This is a genomic window from Aeromonas sp. 6P (assembly GCF_051919525.1).
Classification (GTDB): Bacteria; Pseudomonadota; Gammaproteobacteria; order Enterobacterales; family Aeromonadaceae; genus Aeromonas; species Aeromonas veronii.
The window spans coordinates 1,229,863-1,247,252 of the sequence record NZ_JBQBEO010000002.1 but is presented as its reverse complement, the minus strand read 5'-3'; the positions used below and the strand labels follow the sequence as shown (position 1 = coordinate 1,247,252).

The 17,390-nt window shown below is 61.7% G+C and carries 11 protein-coding genes; 7 read left to right on the top strand and 4 right to left on the bottom strand.

Going from position 1 to position 17,390, the window contains the following annotated elements:
* Positions 1 to 222: 222 nt before the first annotated feature.
* Entirely contained in the window at positions 223 to 1,371 is a 1,149-nt protein-coding gene (locus ACTG2J_RS06010) for a sodium:phosphate symporter (protein WP_005338243.1), read from the top strand.
* 174 nt (positions 1,372 to 1,545) lie between these two features.
* Entirely contained in the window at positions 1,546 to 2,016 is a 471-nt protein-coding gene (locus tag ACTG2J_RS06005) for an FKBP-type peptidyl-prolyl cis-trans isomerase (RefSeq protein WP_005338245.1), read from the top strand.
* A gap of 65 nt (positions 2,017 to 2,081) precedes the next feature.
* On the opposite strand, the gene ggt is transcribed toward ACTG2J_RS06005, so the two are convergent.
* Positions 2,082 to 3,863, bottom strand: coding sequence for a gamma-glutamyltransferase (gene ggt, locus ACTG2J_RS06000; RefSeq protein WP_439997289.1), 1,782 nt, complete (start codon positions 3,861 to 3,863; stop codon positions 2,082 to 2,084).
* Positions 3,864 to 4,054: 191 nt separating this feature from the next.
* Positions 4,055 to 4,966: a recombination-associated protein RdgC gene (gene rdgC, locus ACTG2J_RS05995; RefSeq protein WP_005347467.1), complete on the bottom strand. Its 912-nt coding sequence runs from the start codon at positions 4,964 to 4,966 to the stop codon at positions 4,055 to 4,057.
* Between the two features lie 177 nt (positions 4,967 to 5,143).
* On the opposite strand from rdgC, the gene ACTG2J_RS05990 reads away from it, so the two are divergent.
* The 3 genes from ACTG2J_RS05990 (at position 5,144) to ACTG2J_RS05980 (ending at position 10,651) form a co-directional block, all read left to right on the top strand.
* Positions 5,144 to 5,572 (top strand): GNAT family N-acetyltransferase, encoded by a 429-nt coding sequence (locus ACTG2J_RS05990; RefSeq protein WP_040065867.1) that lies wholly within the window; start codon positions 5,144 to 5,146, stop codon positions 5,570 to 5,572.
* A 103-nt stretch (positions 5,573 to 5,675) separates the two neighbouring features.
* Positions 5,676 to 6,902, top strand: a complete 1,227-nt coding sequence (locus tag ACTG2J_RS05985) for an exonuclease SbcCD subunit D C-terminal domain-containing protein (protein WP_439988898.1) — start codon at positions 5,676 to 5,678, stop codon at positions 6,900 to 6,902.
* Positions 6,899 to 10,651 (top strand): AAA family ATPase, encoded by a 3,753-nt coding sequence (locus tag ACTG2J_RS05980; RefSeq protein ID WP_439997288.1) that lies wholly within the window; start codon positions 6,899 to 6,901, stop codon positions 10,649 to 10,651. The genes ACTG2J_RS05985 and ACTG2J_RS05980 overlap by 4 nt, the downstream gene beginning before the upstream one ends.
* Positions 10,652 to 10,741: 90 nt before the next feature.
* Here ACTG2J_RS05980 and ACTG2J_RS05975 read toward each other — a convergent pair whose 3' ends face one another.
* Positions 10,742 to 11,506 (bottom strand): DODA-type extradiol aromatic ring-opening family dioxygenase, encoded by a 765-nt coding sequence (locus ACTG2J_RS05975; protein ID WP_439997287.1) that lies wholly within the window; start codon positions 11,504 to 11,506, stop codon positions 10,742 to 10,744.
* A 167-nt stretch (positions 11,507 to 11,673) separates the two neighbouring features.
* Complete coding sequence (locus ACTG2J_RS05970) at positions 11,674 to 11,916, bottom strand: hypothetical protein (RefSeq protein ID WP_439997286.1); 243 nt, start codon at positions 11,914 to 11,916, stop codon at positions 11,674 to 11,676.
* 308 nt (positions 11,917 to 12,224) lie between these two features.
* Here ACTG2J_RS05970 and pykF point away from each other — a divergent pair, with 308 nt between their 5' ends.
* A complete protein-coding gene (gene pykF, locus ACTG2J_RS05965; RefSeq protein WP_031227651.1) occupies positions 12,225 to 13,637 on the top strand; it encodes a pyruvate kinase PykF in 1,413 nt (470 codons plus the stop codon).
* Between the two features lie 149 nt (positions 13,638 to 13,786).
* The gene (mscK, locus tag ACTG2J_RS05960) at positions 13,787 to 17,116 is read left to right on the top strand and encodes a mechanosensitive channel MscK (protein WP_201974877.1); all 3,330 of its coding nucleotides are present in this window, start codon (positions 13,787 to 13,789) and stop codon (positions 17,114 to 17,116) included.
* Positions 17,117 to 17,390: the final 274 nt, after the last annotated feature.

The window sequence follows — 17,390 nt, the reverse complement described above, 5'->3', positions numbered from 1 at the left end:
GCCACTCTCCCGCACTTGCTTGGTCGGCAAGAAACAGACAGGGTGGATGGCGCCACCAGCCATATTTCTCGCCATCCCCATCATCTATTGACGAGCAAACCACCAAAGCAAGTCATAAAACCATCATAAAAGTGTCACCTTGTCATATTTCTGTCATTAACCACTGATTAAATGCGCGGGTCATCAACAACCCAAGACGGAACGACCGTCTCAAGAGGCTTTATGCAACACCATCACTCCTTGTCACAGCCGCCCGCGACCCGCGCCCTGTTCAACTGGATGAGCGTCATCGTACTGGTCTACCTGATCCTGGTTGCCGTGGGCGCCATCTCCCACGGCTTCAAAGATTTCTCCGGCGGCGCCGAGGGCGCAGCCCAGATCTTCGCCTTTGCCAACAACCCCTTTGTCGCCCTGCTGCTGGGTATTCTCGCTACCGCGCTGGTGCAATCCTCCAGCACCGTCACCTCGGTGATCGTCGGTCTGGTGGCTGGCGGCCTGCCCATCAGCATGGCTATCCCCATGGTCATGGGTGCCAACCTCGGCACCACCATCACCAACACCATCGTCTCCATGGGCCATGTGCGGGATCGCGCCGAGTTCCGCCGCGCCTTCGCAGCCGCCACCGTGCACGACTTCTTCAACCTGCTGGCGGTGTTCATCTTCCTGCCGCTGGAGCTGATGTTCGGCCTGCTGCAACACAGCGCCGAGTGGCTGGCCAACCTGCTGGTAGGCTCCGCCAACATGTCGATGAAGGGCATGGATTTCATGAAGCCGCTGACCGCACCGGCCCAGCAGCTGATTGACAGCGCTGTTGCCTTCCTGCCGGGCAAGGGTGCCGCCATCGCGACCATCATCATCGGTATCCTGCTGATCCTCGCCTGCGTCACTTATCTCGGCAAAGTGCTGCAACAGGTATTGGTTGGTCGTGCCAAAGAAGTGCTGCACAAGGCGCTGGGCCGTGGCCCGCTGACCGGCATCACCTCCGGTGCGCTGGTGACCATCATGGTGCAGTCCTCCTCCACCACTACCAGCCTGATGATCCCGCTGGCCGGCGGCGGCGTGTTCAGCACCCGTCAGCTCTACCCCTTCACCCTGGGGGCCAATATCGGCACCACCATTACCGCCCTGCTGGCTGCCACCGCCATCAGTGGAGCCGGTGCCCAGCTGGCCCTGACCATCGCGCTGGTCCACGTGCTGTTCAACCTCTTTGCCGTGGTCATCATCTATGGCATCCCCTTCCTGCGTGACCTGCCGGTGCGCGCCGCCGAGGGGCTGGCCCGGGTAGGCAGCGAGAACAAGCTGCTGGCTCTGGGTTATGTAACGGGTCTCTTCTTCGCCCTGCCCGCCCTGATGATGGTGGCCGCCAAGTAAGCGCAGCTGCCATGAAAAGGGGCGAGTCACCGACTCGCCCCTTTTTGCGTCTGCGTCACCGGGCTTTGCCTGCCCGCTCACATCCTCCCGCCCTGTGGCTCGCCATCAGGGGCGGTGCGCGATAAGATGGCGCCCTCATTGCACTTTTTACATTTCATGGAACAGGAAAAACCGATGAAATTCATACTGATCGCGCTGCTCATCGCCGGTGTGGCCTACTACTTCTACTCCAGCAGCAACAACAAGAAGCTGGCGGCCGACAACGTGCGGATTGGCGCCGAGTTCCTCGCCAGCAACAAGGACAAACCGCTGGTGACCACCACCGCCTCCGGCCTGCAGTACGAAGTGCTGACCCCGGGCACCGGCACCGTTCACCCCACCGCCACCAGCAAGGTGAAGGTGCACTACGAGGGCAAACTGCTGGACGGCACCGTCTTTGACAGCTCGGTCGCCCGTGGCGAGCCCATCGAGTTTGGCCTCAATCAGGTGATCGCTGGCTGGACCGAAGGGGTACAGCTGATGGTGGAAGGTGAGAAGACCCGTTTCTACATCCCCGCCAACCTCGCCTACGGCGACCGCGCCGCTGGCAAAATCCCGCCGGGATCCGTCCTGATCTTCGACGTGGAGCTGCTGGGTATCCAGTAACTCGCTCTGCCATGCACCATCAGCAACAAGGCCAGCATCATGCTGGCCTTGTTGCTATGGGAGCCTCACTCCCCCTTGGCGATCCCTTCCCGGCGCGGATCCGCTGCGCCAAACCAGCCGCCAGCGTTGCGCTCAACCCCCTGCAGGCCGGAGGTCTGCTCGTTCAATACCACCTCGTGTCCCCTCGCCTTCAATCCCTCGACCACCGACAGGGGGGTGCGCCCCGCTTCCAGCTCGGTGGGGCCGTTGCGGCTGCCAAAGTTGGGCAGGTTGATGGCCTGTTGCAGGTTCAGGCCCCAATCCTGAGTACCGAGCAGGGTCTTGCCCACGTAGTTGATGATGGCGGAGCCCCCCGGCGAGCCCAGCGTCATGGTCAGCTCGCCGCTTGGCTTGTCAAACACCAGCAGGGGTGACATGGAGGAGCGGGGCCGCTTGCCCGGCTCCACCCGGTTTGCCACCGGCAGACCGGCAGCATCCACCGAGGTGAAGGAGAAATCGGTGAGCTGGTTGTTGAGCAGGTAGCCGTTGACCATCTGACGCGATCCGAAACCATCCTCGATGGAGCTGGTCATGGAGATAGCCATCCCTGCCTTGTCGACGATCGAGACATGGCTGGTGGAGGGGAGTTCCGGGGTCGCATCCTTGCCCCGCGCCAGCGCCAGTGGCGGCGTACCGGGCTTGGCAATCCCCATGGAGAGCTGACCGACAAGCTTGCCGCGTTCGGCCAGATAGCCCTTGTCCAGCAGCCCCTGCACCGGCACGCTGACAAAATCGCTGTCGGCGACGTACTGGTTGCGATCGGCGAAGGCGAGACGCGCCGCTTCGCTGTAGAGGTGGATAGCCTCGCTGGAAGCAGCCAGTCCCCCTTCCTTCGTGGTGATCGGCTTGAGGGCGGCCATATCGCGGCTCTCCAGCATGCCGAAGATCTGGCCGAGTGCCAGGGTGCCGGACGAGGGAGTGGGAAAGCCACAGATCTTGCTTTGGCGATAGTCAAAGCAGAGGCCATCCCGCACTTTGGCCTGATAGCTGGCCAGATCGGTGGCCGCCAGTACCCCGGGGTTGGTGGGATGTTGGCGTACCTTGGCTACCATGGCATCCGCCAGCGGCCCCCGATAGAAGGCATCAGCCCCCTCTGTGGCCAGAGTGCGCAGCACCCTGGCCAGCGCCGGGTTGGTCAGCCGGGTACCCGCCGTTTTGGGGCTGCCATCCGCCTGATAGAAGTAGGCTCGCGCCTGCGGATCCCGTGCCAGATAGGGATCCTTGGCCAGCAATGTAGCCAGCCGTGGACTTATCACAAATCCTTGCTCTGCCAGCGTGATGGCAGGCTCGAACAGCGCAGCCCAGGGCAGCTTGCCATAACGCTGATGGGCCAGTGCCAGAGCGCGCAGGGTACCGGGAACGCCGACCGAGCGGCCACCCACCACCCCATCATAAAACGCCAGCGGCTTGCCATCTTGCATAAACAGCTGGTCGGTGGCGGCAGCCGGCGCCGTCTCGCGGCCATCCACCGCACTCACCTTGCGGCCATCCCACACCAGCAGCAGCGTCCCGCCACCGATCCCGGAGGATTGCGGCTCCACCAGCGTCAGCACCAACTGCACCGCAATGGCGGCATCGACGGCACTGCCACCGGCCTTGATGATCTGGTAGCCCGCATCCACCGCCAGCGGGTTGGCGGCAGCCACCATGAAATCATGGCCCTGCCAGCCCTGTTTGTCGGTCCAGCCACTGGCGGCTTCCGGCGCAATCAGGGTCTGGGCTGGCGGGGTGTAGTGAAAGCCGTTGTCACTGGCACAACCGGCCAGCAAGGCAAGGGCGATAGCGAGCCCCAGAGGTTTGCGCAACATGACACTCTCCTTGTCTGTTTTATGACCATGAAGAGGGACTATGTCACGATTGGCGCTGACAGCTCAAGTTATTGAACAAGATCAATATCTTACTCATCTATCAATAATGGCTATCCGCAATAGATATAAAAAAACCGCCCGAAGGCGGTTTTTACGATGGGATGGCAGAGGCCAAACAGGTGCAAGTCCGGTTAGATGGACTGCTCTTCGCCCCCCAGGGCGGCAAACAGCGCCGGGATAAACTGGGACAGCTCTGCGGTGACCAGCGCGAAATCGGCATCCAGACGGGCAGCCGGATCTTCGCTGGTGACGTCATCGTTCTGCTCGCGCAGCTCTTCGCTGAATTTCAGGCGCTTGATGGAGAGATCATCCCCCAGCACGAAGCTGACGGTCTCGCCCCAGTTGAGGGCCAGCTTGGTCACCAGCTTGTCGTTGGCCAGGTGGTTCTTGATTTCATCCGTCATCAGATCCTGCTGCTTGCAGCGGATGATGCCGCCGTGCTCCATGGCACTGCGCAGCTCGGCTTCATCTTCCAGCGTGAAGGAGGCAGGCAGGTTGCCCTCGTTCAACCACTCGGTCATGGTGATCTCCGGCGGGTTCTTGAGAGCCACCGGCACTACCGGCAGGGAGCCGATGGATTTGCGCAGCAGCGCCAGCAGATCGTCTGCCTTCTTGGCAGAACCTGCGTCCACCACCATCAAATTGTCGGCCGGATTGATCCAGGCGAAGGTCTGGCTGGTACGACTAAAGGCACGGGGCAGCAGAGTGTGGAGGATCTCCTCTTTCAACGCCTCCTTCTCTTTCTTCTTGAGGGCGCGTCCCTGTTCGAACTCGATCGCTTCTACCTTCTCGGCCAGCATCTCCTTGACCACGGTACCGGGCAGCATCTTCTCCTCTTTGCGGGCGCAGATGAGGATGTGGCCGGAGGCAGAGTGGGTCAGGGTTGAGCCGAATTTGCCAAGGGGCTTGACCCACCCGAAACGGGAGATGTCCTGACTGCCGCAAGGGGTGAAGGCACAGGCTTCCAGCTGGGTTTCCAGCTGATCTACGGTCAGGTCAAAGGGGCGGGTAAAGCGATAAATCTGCAGGTTTTTAAACCACATGGCGTCCTCGGTCTCTAGATTGTCCGGCGGGCATTGTACTAGAGAGGCGCTTTGTGATCAGCCAATCATTCTCGCTAAATAAAGGGCGATCGACCTCACAGGGTCTCATTTATGTCACCTGTTTGTTCATCAAGTTCTCCTAGACTGCGAAAGTAAATTGTTAATAAGGATGAAGGTATGTTGCGGCCCAGTCGCCCGGAAGACATGGAAGAGATCGTCGAAATCTGGTTGCTGGCCTCCCTGCAGGCCCACGATTTCGTCGATGCCTCCTGCTGGTGGCAGGCCCAGGAGGATCTGCGTACCCGCTATCTCGATCGCGCCGCAATCTGGGTGTTCGAGGAGCGTGGCGATCTGCTCGGTTTCATGGCGATGGTGGACAACTATCTCGCCGCCCTGTTCGTACGCCCCGACCGTCAGGGCCGCGGCGTCGGCCACGCCCTGCTGCAGGAGGCCAAGCGTCAGGGGGCGTCGCTCCACGCCCGGGTCTTCGTCGAAAATGATCAGGCGGTGCGTTTCTATCGCCGCCACGGTTTCGTTATCGAGGCCGAGGAGTCCGATCCCCTTACCGGCCACCCCCAATACCGGATGTGCTGCGAACCTGCCTGAATCGATGCCAGCCCCCTGTTTTACTTGAAAAAAGCACGGGGCATCCTCATCTTGTCCTCATCGGGTGCCACAGGCACCGTCCCTGCAACCGGGCTGCTTTCCAATGAAAATCCTCCATACCGCCGACTGGCACCTTGGCCACCAACTTCATGGTCATGACCGCCGTTTTGAACACGATGCCTTTCTCGACTGGCTGAGCGACACCCTCAAGGCGCGCGAGATTGACGCTCTGCTGGTAGCGGGTGATCTGTTTGATACCGCCAATCCCCCCGCCAGCGCCTGGCAACAGCTCTACCGCTTTCTGGCCAGACTGCGCGCCGAAATGCCCCGCCTCAACATGGTGCTGATCGGCGGCAACCACGACTCCCCCTCCAAGCTCGATGCCCCCCACGAGCTGCTGCGCGCCTTTGATCTGCATCTGGTGGGCAGCATCAGCCGCGACAGTGAGGGCAAGCTCGAGACCGACCGCCTGCTGGTACCGCTGCAAGACCGGGAGGGCAACATTGCCGCCTGGTGTGCCGCCGTGCCGTTCCTGCGCAGCAGCGATCTGCGGGTGGAACAGCTGGCTGAGGGGCAAGACAGGCTGATCGAAGGGGTACGGCAGGTCTATGCCGAGGTGCTGGCTGAAGGGCGCGCTCGCTGTGGGGAGGCGCTGCCACTGATTGTCATGGGCCACGCCTATCTGGCGGCGGGCCAGCTCTCGGAACTGTCAGAGCGGCGGGTGCTCGGCGGCAACCAGCACGCCCTGCCCGCCGAACTCTTTGCCGGTGCAGACTACACGGCGCTCGGCCACCTCCATCTGGCCCAGAGCCCGGCCGAGGGGGTGCACTACAGCGGTTCGCCACTACCGCTCTCGCTTGCCGAAGCGAACTACAACCATCAGGTGCTGGAAGTGACCTTTGCAGAAGGCAAACTGACCGGATTGGAGCGGATCCCGGTGCCCCGCGCGGTGGAGATGATCCGCCTGCCCCAGAGCACCCTCGACGACGCGCTGAACGCCATCGCATCGCTCGAGCTGCCTGCTTGTCCACAAGAGGCACAACCCTTCCTCGAAGTGCGGCTGCTGCTGCCCAAGCCCGAGGCGCGCATCCGCGAACGCATTCTGGCCGCCATCGCAGACAAACCGGTGCGTCTGGCCCGCATCAGCACCCAATATCAAGGCTCCGGTGAAGGGCTGGCCGATGGCCGCGAGCGGCGCAGGCTCGATGAGCTCTCCCCCACCGAGGTGTTTCGCCTCTGCTATCAGCGCCAGTTTGAAGGGGAGCCCGAGGCGGGGTTGGTTGCCTCGTTTGAAGAGATCCTGGAGCAGGTGAAGGAGTCAAACCAATGAAAATCTTGTCTCTGTCAGGTGAGAATCTGGCCAGTCTGACCGGCCCCTTCACCATCGACTTTACCAAGGGGGCGCTCGGCGCCGCCGGCCTGTTTGCCATCACCGGCAACACTGGCGCGGGCAAGAGCACCCTGCTCGACGCCATTTGTCTGGCTTTATACGACGAGATGCCGCGCTTTATCGCCAATCGCAAGAATGTGGCCGAAGTGGGCCGCATGGATGACGAAGAGAAGCTCAAGGCCAACGACGTGCGCGGCATCCTCAGTCGCGGCCACGCCAGCGGTTTTGCCGAGGTGCAGTTTCGTGGCTGTGATGGCCGCATCTGGCTGGCCCGCTGGGCGGTGCGCCGGGCGCGAAACCGCTCGGAGGGGCGTTTTCAGGCGCAAGAGCGCACCCTGACCGATGTGGAGTCAGGGCAGGTTTTCTCCGGCAGCAAGCGGGAGCTGCAGGATCGCATCGACGAGCTGGTGGGACTCTCCTGGGAGCAGTTCCGCCGTGCGGTGATCCTGCCGCAGGGGGAGTTTGCCGCCTTCCTCAAATCGGACGCCAACGAGCGCTCCGCCCTGCTCGAACGGATGACCGGCACCGAGCTCTACTCCGCCATCTCCATCCAGACCTATGAACGGGCGCGGGAGGAGCAGCAGAAGCTGGCCACCATCGCCCAGCGCCTCGGCGACGTGGCGCTGATGGACGAAGCGACCCGCGAACAGTGGGTGAGCCAGCAGATCAGCCTCTCCACCACCCTCAAGCACGAGCAGCAACAGCAGCAGCTGATGCAGGACTTGCGCGACCTCAATAGCCGCATTGCCGCCCAGCTGCAGGGCTGCGCCGAGGGGCAGGCGGCGCTCGATGCCGCCCTGCAGGCCCACGGCGCTGCGGCCCCCGAGCGCGAGGAGTTTGCCCGTGCCGAACAGGCCCAGGTGGCCCGCGCCGATCACGACGAGCTGGCCCGCCTCACCCTTGAGGTACAGCAGCAGGAGAAGCTGATCGCCGAGCTGGTACCAGAGCTGGCCAAACTCGAGGAGCAGACCCAGCAGAGCGCGCTGACCGAGCAGCAGTTGCTGGCGGAGAAGATCGCCGCCGAGCGGGAATGGGGTGCCCTGCAACCCGAACTCAAGCGGGCACAAGAGCTCGATACCCGCATCCGGGAGAAAGTGCAGCAGTTGCAGAAGATCCAGCAGGAGGGGGCACAGGAGCGAGAAGTGCAGCTCACCCTGGAGCAGGGCTGGCGCGAGCAGAGCAGACAGGTGGAACTGCTCAAGCAGCAGCACCAGCAGTGGGGCCTTTGGCTCGAAGAGCACAAGGAGCTGGCACCGGTTGCCCGCCAGTGGCAGCCCCTGCTCACCGCCATGCAGGATTGGGCCGAGGATGCCGACAAGCTGCAGCAACTGCTCACCCTGCGGGATCACAAGCTGCGCGCCCTGCAACAGTTGCAGCGCCAGCTGGAGCAAGGCCAGCAAGAGCGCGACTACTGGCAACATGAACAAGCTCGGCTGCAACAGCAACAGAACGAGCTGCAGGAGCAACAGTGGGAGAGCCGCCTCGCCAAGGCGCAGGAGCAGTGGCAGCAGCAGACCGAACAACTGGGTCAGCTGCGCCAGCTGCTGGAGCTGGCCGATTACGGCCGCAACCACGGCGAGCAGCATACCCGCCTGCAACAGGAGATTGGCCAGCTGGAGCAGGCCCTTGGCAAGCTCGCCACCCTTGGCGAAGAGCTGGCCCCCGCACGCGAGCGGCTCGCCCTGCAGCGGGACGAGGCGCGCCATGCGCTGGAGCAGTCCCGCGCCATCGCCAGCTTCGAGCAGTATCGCCATATCCTGAGCGATGGCGAACCTTGCCCGCTGTGCGGTTCTGGGGAACACCCCTACAGCCAGAGCCAGCCCCAGGTTGCGGGGATCCTGGGTCAGCTGGCGGAACGGGCCCGCAGCCTCGAACTGGAGTGGGATCGGCTCAATCATCAATACATCCAGTGCGAGAGCGAGCGTCAGGAGCTGGCCCGCCAGCTGGCGGTGCGCCAGCAACATCTGCCGGAGCTGGAGGCACGCGCCGAGCAGCTGACCCAGCGCTGGCAACAGCTGGGGGGCGATACCCTGCTCGGCCATCCGCTGCCGCTGCGCCAAAGCCCCATTGAGTGGAACGAGCTGATGAGCACCCTGCTTGGCCGTGGCCAGGCGCTGGAGCAGGGGTTGGCCCAGAGCCAGCAGCAGCTGCGTCAGGCCCAGCTTGGTCAACAACAGCTGCAAGGGGTGCGTCAGCAACTGAGCCAACTGGCTGCCCAGCACCAGCAGTTCGAGCAGCAGTGGCAGGAGGCCGACCGTCATCGCATTGCGCAGGAAGGGGAAGTGAAGGCAATGGGCGAGCAGGAAGCGACCCTGCGCCAGCGCCTCGAACAGGGGGGCAACCGTCTCGATGAACAGATGGCTGGCCAACCCTGGCGCCAGTGGCTCGGCAGCCAGCAGTGGCACGAGTGGCAGCGAGCCTGCGAAGCCTGGCTGCACGGCCAGAGCGAGTGGGAGCGGCTGGCCAGCGAGATCGCCAGCCTCACCCCGGCACTAAGTGCGCAGGAGGCGCGCCTGCAGACCCAGCGCGAGCTGCTGCACAAACTCGAGCGGGACTACAAGGAGCACGAGCAGCAGCGGCAGGGGCTGCTCACCAGCCGCAGCGGTTGTCTCGGTGGCGAGGAGATCCCGCAGGTCGAGAGCCGCTGGCAACAGCGGCTGCAACAGCTCGCCAGCGAACTGGAGCTGATGCAAAGCAGCGCCCGCGTTCTGCGGGAGCGGCAGACCGAACTCAAGACCCGTCTCACCCATGTGGAGCAGGAAAAGCAGACCAGCAGTCGCCGCAAGCGGGAGGTGCTGGGGCGCTGGGCTGCCCACGCCAGTACCCTCGGCATTGCCGAATACGACCTGCGCCGCCTGCTGGCCATCACTCCCGATGAACTCAAGGCTCGCCGCACCGCCCTGCAAGGATTGGAAGATGCCCTTGGTGAGGCGCGTACTCGTCTTGCCGAGCGGCAACGGGCGCTGGCGCTGGAGGAGAGCAAGCGGGATCGCTATCGTGAGCATCACCCCGAGCTGGCCGCCCTGCCGGATGCAGAGCTGAGCGATCTACTGGCGGCACTCGATGCCCGTTGTCGCGCCCTTGAAGAGCAGCTGTTCGAGTGCAAGAGCAAACTGGCACAGGCCGAAGCCGCCGCCCTCAAGGCGGGCAGCCTGCAACAGGAGCTGGCCGCCCAGCAGGCGGTGGCCGACCACTGGCAGCAGCTGTGCGATCTGATTGGGCAGGCCAACGGCGCCAAGTTCCGCACCTTCGCCCAGAGCCTCACCCTTGAGCGCCTGTTGCTGGAGGCCAACGCCCAGCTCGCCGAACTATCACCGCGCTACCGGCTGGAGCGGGTACCCGGCACCGATCTGGCGCTGCAAGTGGTGGATCTCGACATGGGGGATGAGGTGCGCTCGGTGGACTCCCTCTCCGGTGGCGAGAGTTTTCTGGTGTCGCTGGCGCTGGCGCTGGCCCTCTCCAGCCTCTCGTCACGGCAGACCCAGGTCGAGTCGCTCTTTATCGACGAGGGATTTGGCACCCTGGATCCGGACAGTCTGGATCTGGCGCTCGCCAGCCTCGACTCCCTCCAAGCCGCCGGTCGCCAGATCGGGGTCATCTCCCACGTCCAGACGCTGGTGGAGCGGATTGGCGTGCAGATCAGAGTCGAAGCCCTCGGCGGCGGCGAGAGCCGGGTAGTGGTTCCCTGAGAGCCTTCGGCTCAATCACCAGTATCATCGGCACCCCCACGCCGTAAATAACAAGACCCCGCCAATTGGCGGGGTCTTGTTGAGAGGCAATCAACCGAAGCGGTAGGCGCCCATATAGAGGCTGCCGCCATCCCAGCTCTCGTGCAGCCGGGTGGGCGCCACACCATCAGCGGCCCCCAACGCCACAAAGAGTGGGCGCAGATGATCGTCGTGGGGATGGGACTCCACCGCGCCTGGAGCCTGCTGGCGATAGTTGAGCAGCGCCAGCCGATCCTCGTCGGCCATCTTCTGCTCCAGCCAGTCGACAAACTGGCTGGCCCACTCCGGCACCGGCGAGCCCTCCGGTGCCAGCGCCCGCAGGTTGTGGGTGATGGCACCGGAAGCGAGGATGCCAATCCCCTGACTACGCAGCGCCCCCAATACCTCGCCCAGTTGCCACAATTGGGCCGGGGTGAAGCTCGCGGGAATGGAGATCTGCACCAGCGGGATCTCGCTGTTTGGGTCTATCAGGGAGAGGGGCGACCAGACCCCGTGATCCAGCTCGCGCCGCACCGGGGTGGCGGTCAGTCCGGCCAGTGCCAGCTGGTCGCTCACCCCTTGTTGCAGCCACTCGGGGCTGCTGGCAGGCCAGCGCATCCGGTAGAGGGGCTCGGGGAAGCCGTAAAAGTCGTACATCAGCTCCGGTTTGGGCTCGACGTTGATCTGCAGCTCGCGGCTGAACCAGTGGGCGGAGATGACCACCAGCCCCTTGAGCTCACCCAGACGCAGGGTTCGCAGAAAGCGGGTGGCGGGTTGCTCACGCAGCACCAGATCCGGTGCGCCGTGAGAGATAAACCAGACAGGGGCGAGGGACATAAAGCGGACTCCAACAAAGTATCAAGGGGCGATACCGGAGGGGATATCGCTGTTGGAATCGATTATCCTCCCGCCATGAAAGGTGGACAATCCAGCAAGATATATAAGCACTATCAACCAATGGTTGATAATTTCACGCCTTCACGACAGGTAAACAGCAATAGATATCAAGGCTGAGGAGCATCCGGCAGCGGTCGGGCTACGCGAAGCGCCATCCGGGTCGCTGCACTGTGATCCTGCCACTCTCGCCACGCCAATCCCTCGGCGGCCACCTCCCCTTTCACTGGATGGGAGAAGATCGCCAGCAGTCGCGCATTATCAGGCCAGTAGCGGGCTGGCAGTGTCTGAACCAGCAGCAGGGCGGCGCCCAGCAAGAGCAGAGCCCATCCGGTTTCATGGCTGTTTTTCATCCCGGCCTCCTTCACCCGCGCGCCAATGAACTAACATTTTTGCGCAAGCCGGTGACAAGACGGTGACAGCGGGCGGGTGGTCATTTTACAACATCTGAACCTCAACCCGGCCAAACAACCACAGATGGCAACATTTGTATCCCTTCAGCCCGAACCTGTGGCCGTATGCTCTAAAATGTGACTCACAGGAAAACGTTATCCCTGAAAAGAAAACGTTATCTGGTCAAAACGTTGTTTCTGGATCATAAAAAGATTCCAAAAACTGGTGTATATTGCTCGGCGGAAATTCCTTAACCATGAAGATTGACATGAAAAAGACCAAAATTGTCTGCACCATCGGTCCGAAGACCGAATCCAAAGAAATGCTGGCCAAAATGCTGGACGCCGGCATGAACGTCATGCGCCTGAACTTCTCCCACGGTGACTACGCCGAGCACGGCAGCCGCATCAGCAACCTGCGCGCTGTGATGGCCGAGACCGGCAAGCACGCAGCTATCCTGCTGGACACCAAGGGTCCGGAAATCCGTACCATGAAGCTGGAAGGCGGCAACGACGTCGCGCTGGTCGCTGGCCAGACTTTCACCTTCACCACCGACCAGACCGTGGTTGGCAACAAAGACAAAGTGGCCGTGACCTATGCAGGTTTCGCCAACGATCTGCGCGTCGGCAACCGCATCCTGGTTGATGACGGTCTGATCGGTCTGGACGTTATCGAAATCACCGAGCGCGAAGTTATCTGTAAAGTGCTGAACAACGGTGACCTGGGCGAGAACAAAGGCGTTAACCTGCCGGGCGTCTCCATCAAGCTGCCGGCCCTGGCCGAGAAAGACAAGCGCGACCTGATCTTCGGTTGCGAGCAAGGCGTTGATTTCGTTGCCGCTTCTTTCATCCGTAAGAAAGAAGACGTTCTGGAAATCCGTGAACACCTGAAAGCCCACGGTGGCGAGAACATCCAGATCATCTCCAAGATCGAAAACCAGGAAGGTCTGGACAACTTCGACGAGATCCTGGCTGTTTCCGACGGCATTATGGTTGCTCGTGGCGACATGGGTGTAGAGATCCCGGTTGAAGAAGTTATCTTCGCCCAGAAGATGATCATCGCCAAGTGCAACAAAGCCCGCAAAGTGGTTATCACTGCCACCCAAATGCTGGACTCCATGATCAAGAACCCGCGTCCGACCCGCGCCGAAGCTGGCGACGTGGCTAACGCCATCCTGGACGGTACCGACGCAGTGATGCTGTCCGGTGAATCCGCCAAGGGTAAGTACCCGCTGGAAGCAGTGACCATCATGGCCACCATCTGCGAGCGTACCGATGCCGTGATGCCGTCCAACCTGTCTGCTGCCAACGACAGCAACAAGCTGCGCATCACCGAAGCCGTATGTAAAGGCGCCGTAGAGACCTCCGAGAAGCTGGACGCCCCGCTGATCGTGGTCGCTACCGAAGGCGGCAAGTCTGCCAAGGCCATTCGCAAGTACTTCCCGAAAGCCTGGATCCTGGCTATCACCACCAACAAGAAAACTGCTGCCCAGCTGGTTCTGACCAAGGGTGTGGTTGCTCACGTGGTTGACAGCATCGCCTCTACCGACGATTTCTATCGCATCGGTAAAGAAGCCGCGCTGGAAATCGGCATGGGTCTGAAAGGTGACGTTGTTGTGATGGTCTCCGGTGCTCTGGTACCGAGCGGCACCACCAACACCGCTTCTGTTCACGTTCTTTAATCAGAGCTGAACGAGTTGAAAACGGCGCCTGCGGGCGCCGTTTTTTTTGTCCCTCCCCCTGCTTACCTGACAAGCCCGGTGTTAGAATCCACGCGAATTTAATCTATGCGGGAAATCTCCCGAATATCGCGTAATAACCCGGAAGTTATATGCCCTCAATACGTTTTAAAAGAGTCTCGGCCACCCTGTTGCCGCTGCTCTGTCTCCTCGCCAGCCTCTGCATGCCGCAAGCCATGGCGCAAGATGTCCCCTCTCGCAACGCAGTTCAGCGAGCGCTGGATGGTCTGGGTAAATCAGAGACCCTGACCGTCAGTCAGCAAGCGGATCAGAAGTTGCTGACCGAAACCCTCGGACTGCTCGACAGCATCGACAAGGAAGAGGCGAAGGCCAAGACCCAGGCCCAGCGGATCCGCAACCTGCCCACCGAGCTCAGAGAGATCAGCGCCAAGCTCGATGCCCTGACCAAGGGCAAGAGTGCCGAGCAGATCAAGAGCGAATACGCCAGCATGAGTCTGGCAGAGCTCGACAGCCGTCAGCCAGAAGTGCTGGCCAACATGCAGGCGGCCCAGGAGGCCCTCGGCGCCATCGGCAGCCAGCTCACCAGCTTGCAGACCCTGCCGGAGCGCGCCCAGGCCAGCATGAGCCGCGCCTACCAGCGCAGTCAGGAGATCCGTACCCGCCTCAACGCAGGTGAAAGCGTCTCCAGCGCCGAGAAGATGAAGCTCGGTGCCGAGCTGGCCCTGCTCGACCTGCAACTGGCCCACCTGCAAAAGGAGCTGGATAACCGTACCAGCATGCAGGATCTGGCGATCAAGCAGCGCGACTACCAGAGTGCCCGTCTCGCCAGCGAAGAGCAAAAACTGCAGCTGTTGCAGGATCAGAGCAGCGCCAAGCGCCTCGGCGACACCGAAAAAACCGCCGAGCAGACCGGTGAACTGGTGGCGACCGAAGACAGCCCGCTGGTGCAAAAAGAGCAGGAGCTCAACCACCAGCTCAGCCAGCAGCTGATCGGTGCCACCACCAGCCTCAACTCGCTGGTACAGAAAAACCTGCAAGCCAAGAGCTGGCTGGAGCGCGGCATCCAGACCGAACGCAACCTCAATGAACAGGTGCAGATGCTCAAGGGCAATCTGCTGCTGTCGCGCATCCTCTATCAGCTCTACCAGCAGCTGGAAGCGGCACCCACCATCGCCGTCAAAAACCTGGAAGAGCAGATCGCCGATCTGCATCTGGCTCAGTTTGAACTGAGCCAGCAGCGTGACCAGCTGTTCCAGAAGAACCTCTATCTGGACAATCTGATCGCCGGCAGCAAGGATCCGGTCAGCGAGGAGGACAAGCAGAGCCTTGCCAAGCTGCTCGATACCCGTATCAATCTGCTCGATCAGCTCAACCGCCAACTCGACAGCCAGCTCACCAACGCCATCAGCCTGCAGCTGACCCAGCAGCAGCTGGCGCGGGTCTATGCTTCTATCGAATTTACCCTGCAGCAACACATCTTCTGGGTAAGCAGCAACAAGCCCATCGACAGCAAGTGGTTTATCAGCTGGCCCGCCCAGGCCTACAAACAGGCCTCCGACTGGGTATTGAAACCGGACTGGAAACGCTGGCGCGAAGAGCTGCTGGGGATCTCCCTGCTCGCCTTCCCGCTGCTGCTGATCGGCGGCTTGCTGGTCTGGAAACGTCCGGCGCTGGTTGAGCGCGAGAAGAAGATCACCAAGGACCTTGGCCGTTTCCGTCAGGACAGCCAGTGGCACACCCCGCGCGCCCTGCTCTATACCGTGCTGCAACGCCTGCCGGGCAGCATGTTCATTCTGGCTGGCGGTCTGCTGCTCACCTACTGCGGTCTGCTCAGTCCCAAGCTGATGTTCCAAATCACCCTGAACCTCGCCCTCGGCTATCTGGTGTTCAGCGTCTATCTGGCGGTGATGCGCCCGGGTGGCATCGCCGAAACCCACTTCCGGATCCCGAAAGCGGAGCTGCAGGCCAAGCGCAACAGCATGCGCTACATCTGGTTGCCACTGCTGCCGCTCATCATGCTCGCAACCAAGGCGGTGGTTGAACCCTCCACCCTGGGCAACGATGTGATCGGCCAGGCCATGACCCTGACCCTGCTGGGGCTGGCCGCCTATCTGGTGTTCCCCATCTCCCGCGCCCGCATCAAGGGCGAGGCGAGCATGCAGAAGTCGCTGATCGCCATTGCCCTGGCGCTGGCACCGGTGGCGCTGATTGTGCTGGCCGTGCTCGGTTACTACTACACCGCGCTGAAGCTGACCGGGCGCCTGATCGAATCCTTCTACCTCATCATCATCTGGAGCCTGGTCTACCGCACCGCCCTGCGTGGTCTGGAGCTGGCTGCCCGTCGTCTGGCCTACCGTCGTGCGGTGGCCAAGCGTGAGCACAAATCTTCGGAAGATGCGGAAGGTGGTGAATCCATTGAAGAGCAGCCCATGGATCTGGAGGATGTCAGCCAGCAGTCCCTGCGTCTGACCCGTACCGTGCTGATGCTGATCTTCGGCGTCGCCTTCTACTGGCTCTGGTCCGATCTGGTCGCGGTCTTCTCCTACCTCGACAGTATGGTGCTGTGGCACCGCAGCGAAGGCACCGGCGCCAACGCCGTGCTCTTCCCCATCAGCCTGAGTGACGTGCTGATCGGCTTCCTGCTGCTCGGCGGTGCCTGGTCACTGGCGCGCAACCTGCCGGGCTTGCTGGAGGTGCTGGTGCTCTCCAAGCTCAACCTGGCTCAGGGGACCGCCTACGCCATCACCACCATGCTCAACTACGTGCTGATCGGCTTTGGCTCCCTCACCGCTCTCTCCATGATGGGCGTGCAGTGGGACAAGCTGCAGTGGGTAGCGGGTGGTCTGTCAGTCGGTATCGGTTTCGGCATGAAGGAGATCCTCTCCAACTTCGTCTCCGGCATCATCATCCTGTTCGAGCGTCCGGTGCGGATCGGTGACACTGTCACCATCGGCTCCTTCTCCGGTACCGTCTCGCGGATCCGCATTCGCGCCACCACCCTGACCGACTTCGACCGCAAAGAGGTGATCATCCCCAACCAGCAGCTGATGACCGAACGGCTGATCAACTGGTCGCTGAGTGACACCGTCACCCGGGTGATCGTGCGGGTGGGCGTGGCGTATGGCTCGGATCTGGAACTGACCCGTACCCTGCTCAAACAGGCGGCCGACGAAAACAGCCGCGTGCTGAAAGATCCGGCCCCCATCGTCTACTTCCTCACCTTTGGCGCCAGCACGCTGGATCACGAGCTGCGCTTCTTCGTGAGCGAACTGGGTGATCGCAACCCGGCGGTGGACGAGTTGAACCGCAAGATCGACCAGCTGTTCCGCGAGAACGGCATCGAGATCGCCTTCAACCAGATGGATGTCTACATCAAGAACATGCAGGGCGAAGAGCAGAAGGTGGAGTCCAACTCCGCCGCCCTGCCGCCGCCCGCGGAAGATGGCAAGCAGCCAGCCTGATAGCGAACTGCACTGATCTGATGACAACAGCCGCTCACCCAAGTGAGCGGCTTTTTTATGCCCTGTTTATGAAGATAGAGACTGTTATCCATTGCCAACATGGCTGGCCGCCGCACAACAGGCAGCCATCACCCTTGATAAAATATAAAGAGAAATAAAAGTCTAAAAACAAACACTTGCCCCACACCACTACTTACCGCACAGATGAAACCTGCGCCCTTCTCCCCTCACCGCTTACCCATACCGCGCTCGCTCCGGCTCCCGGATTTTTATA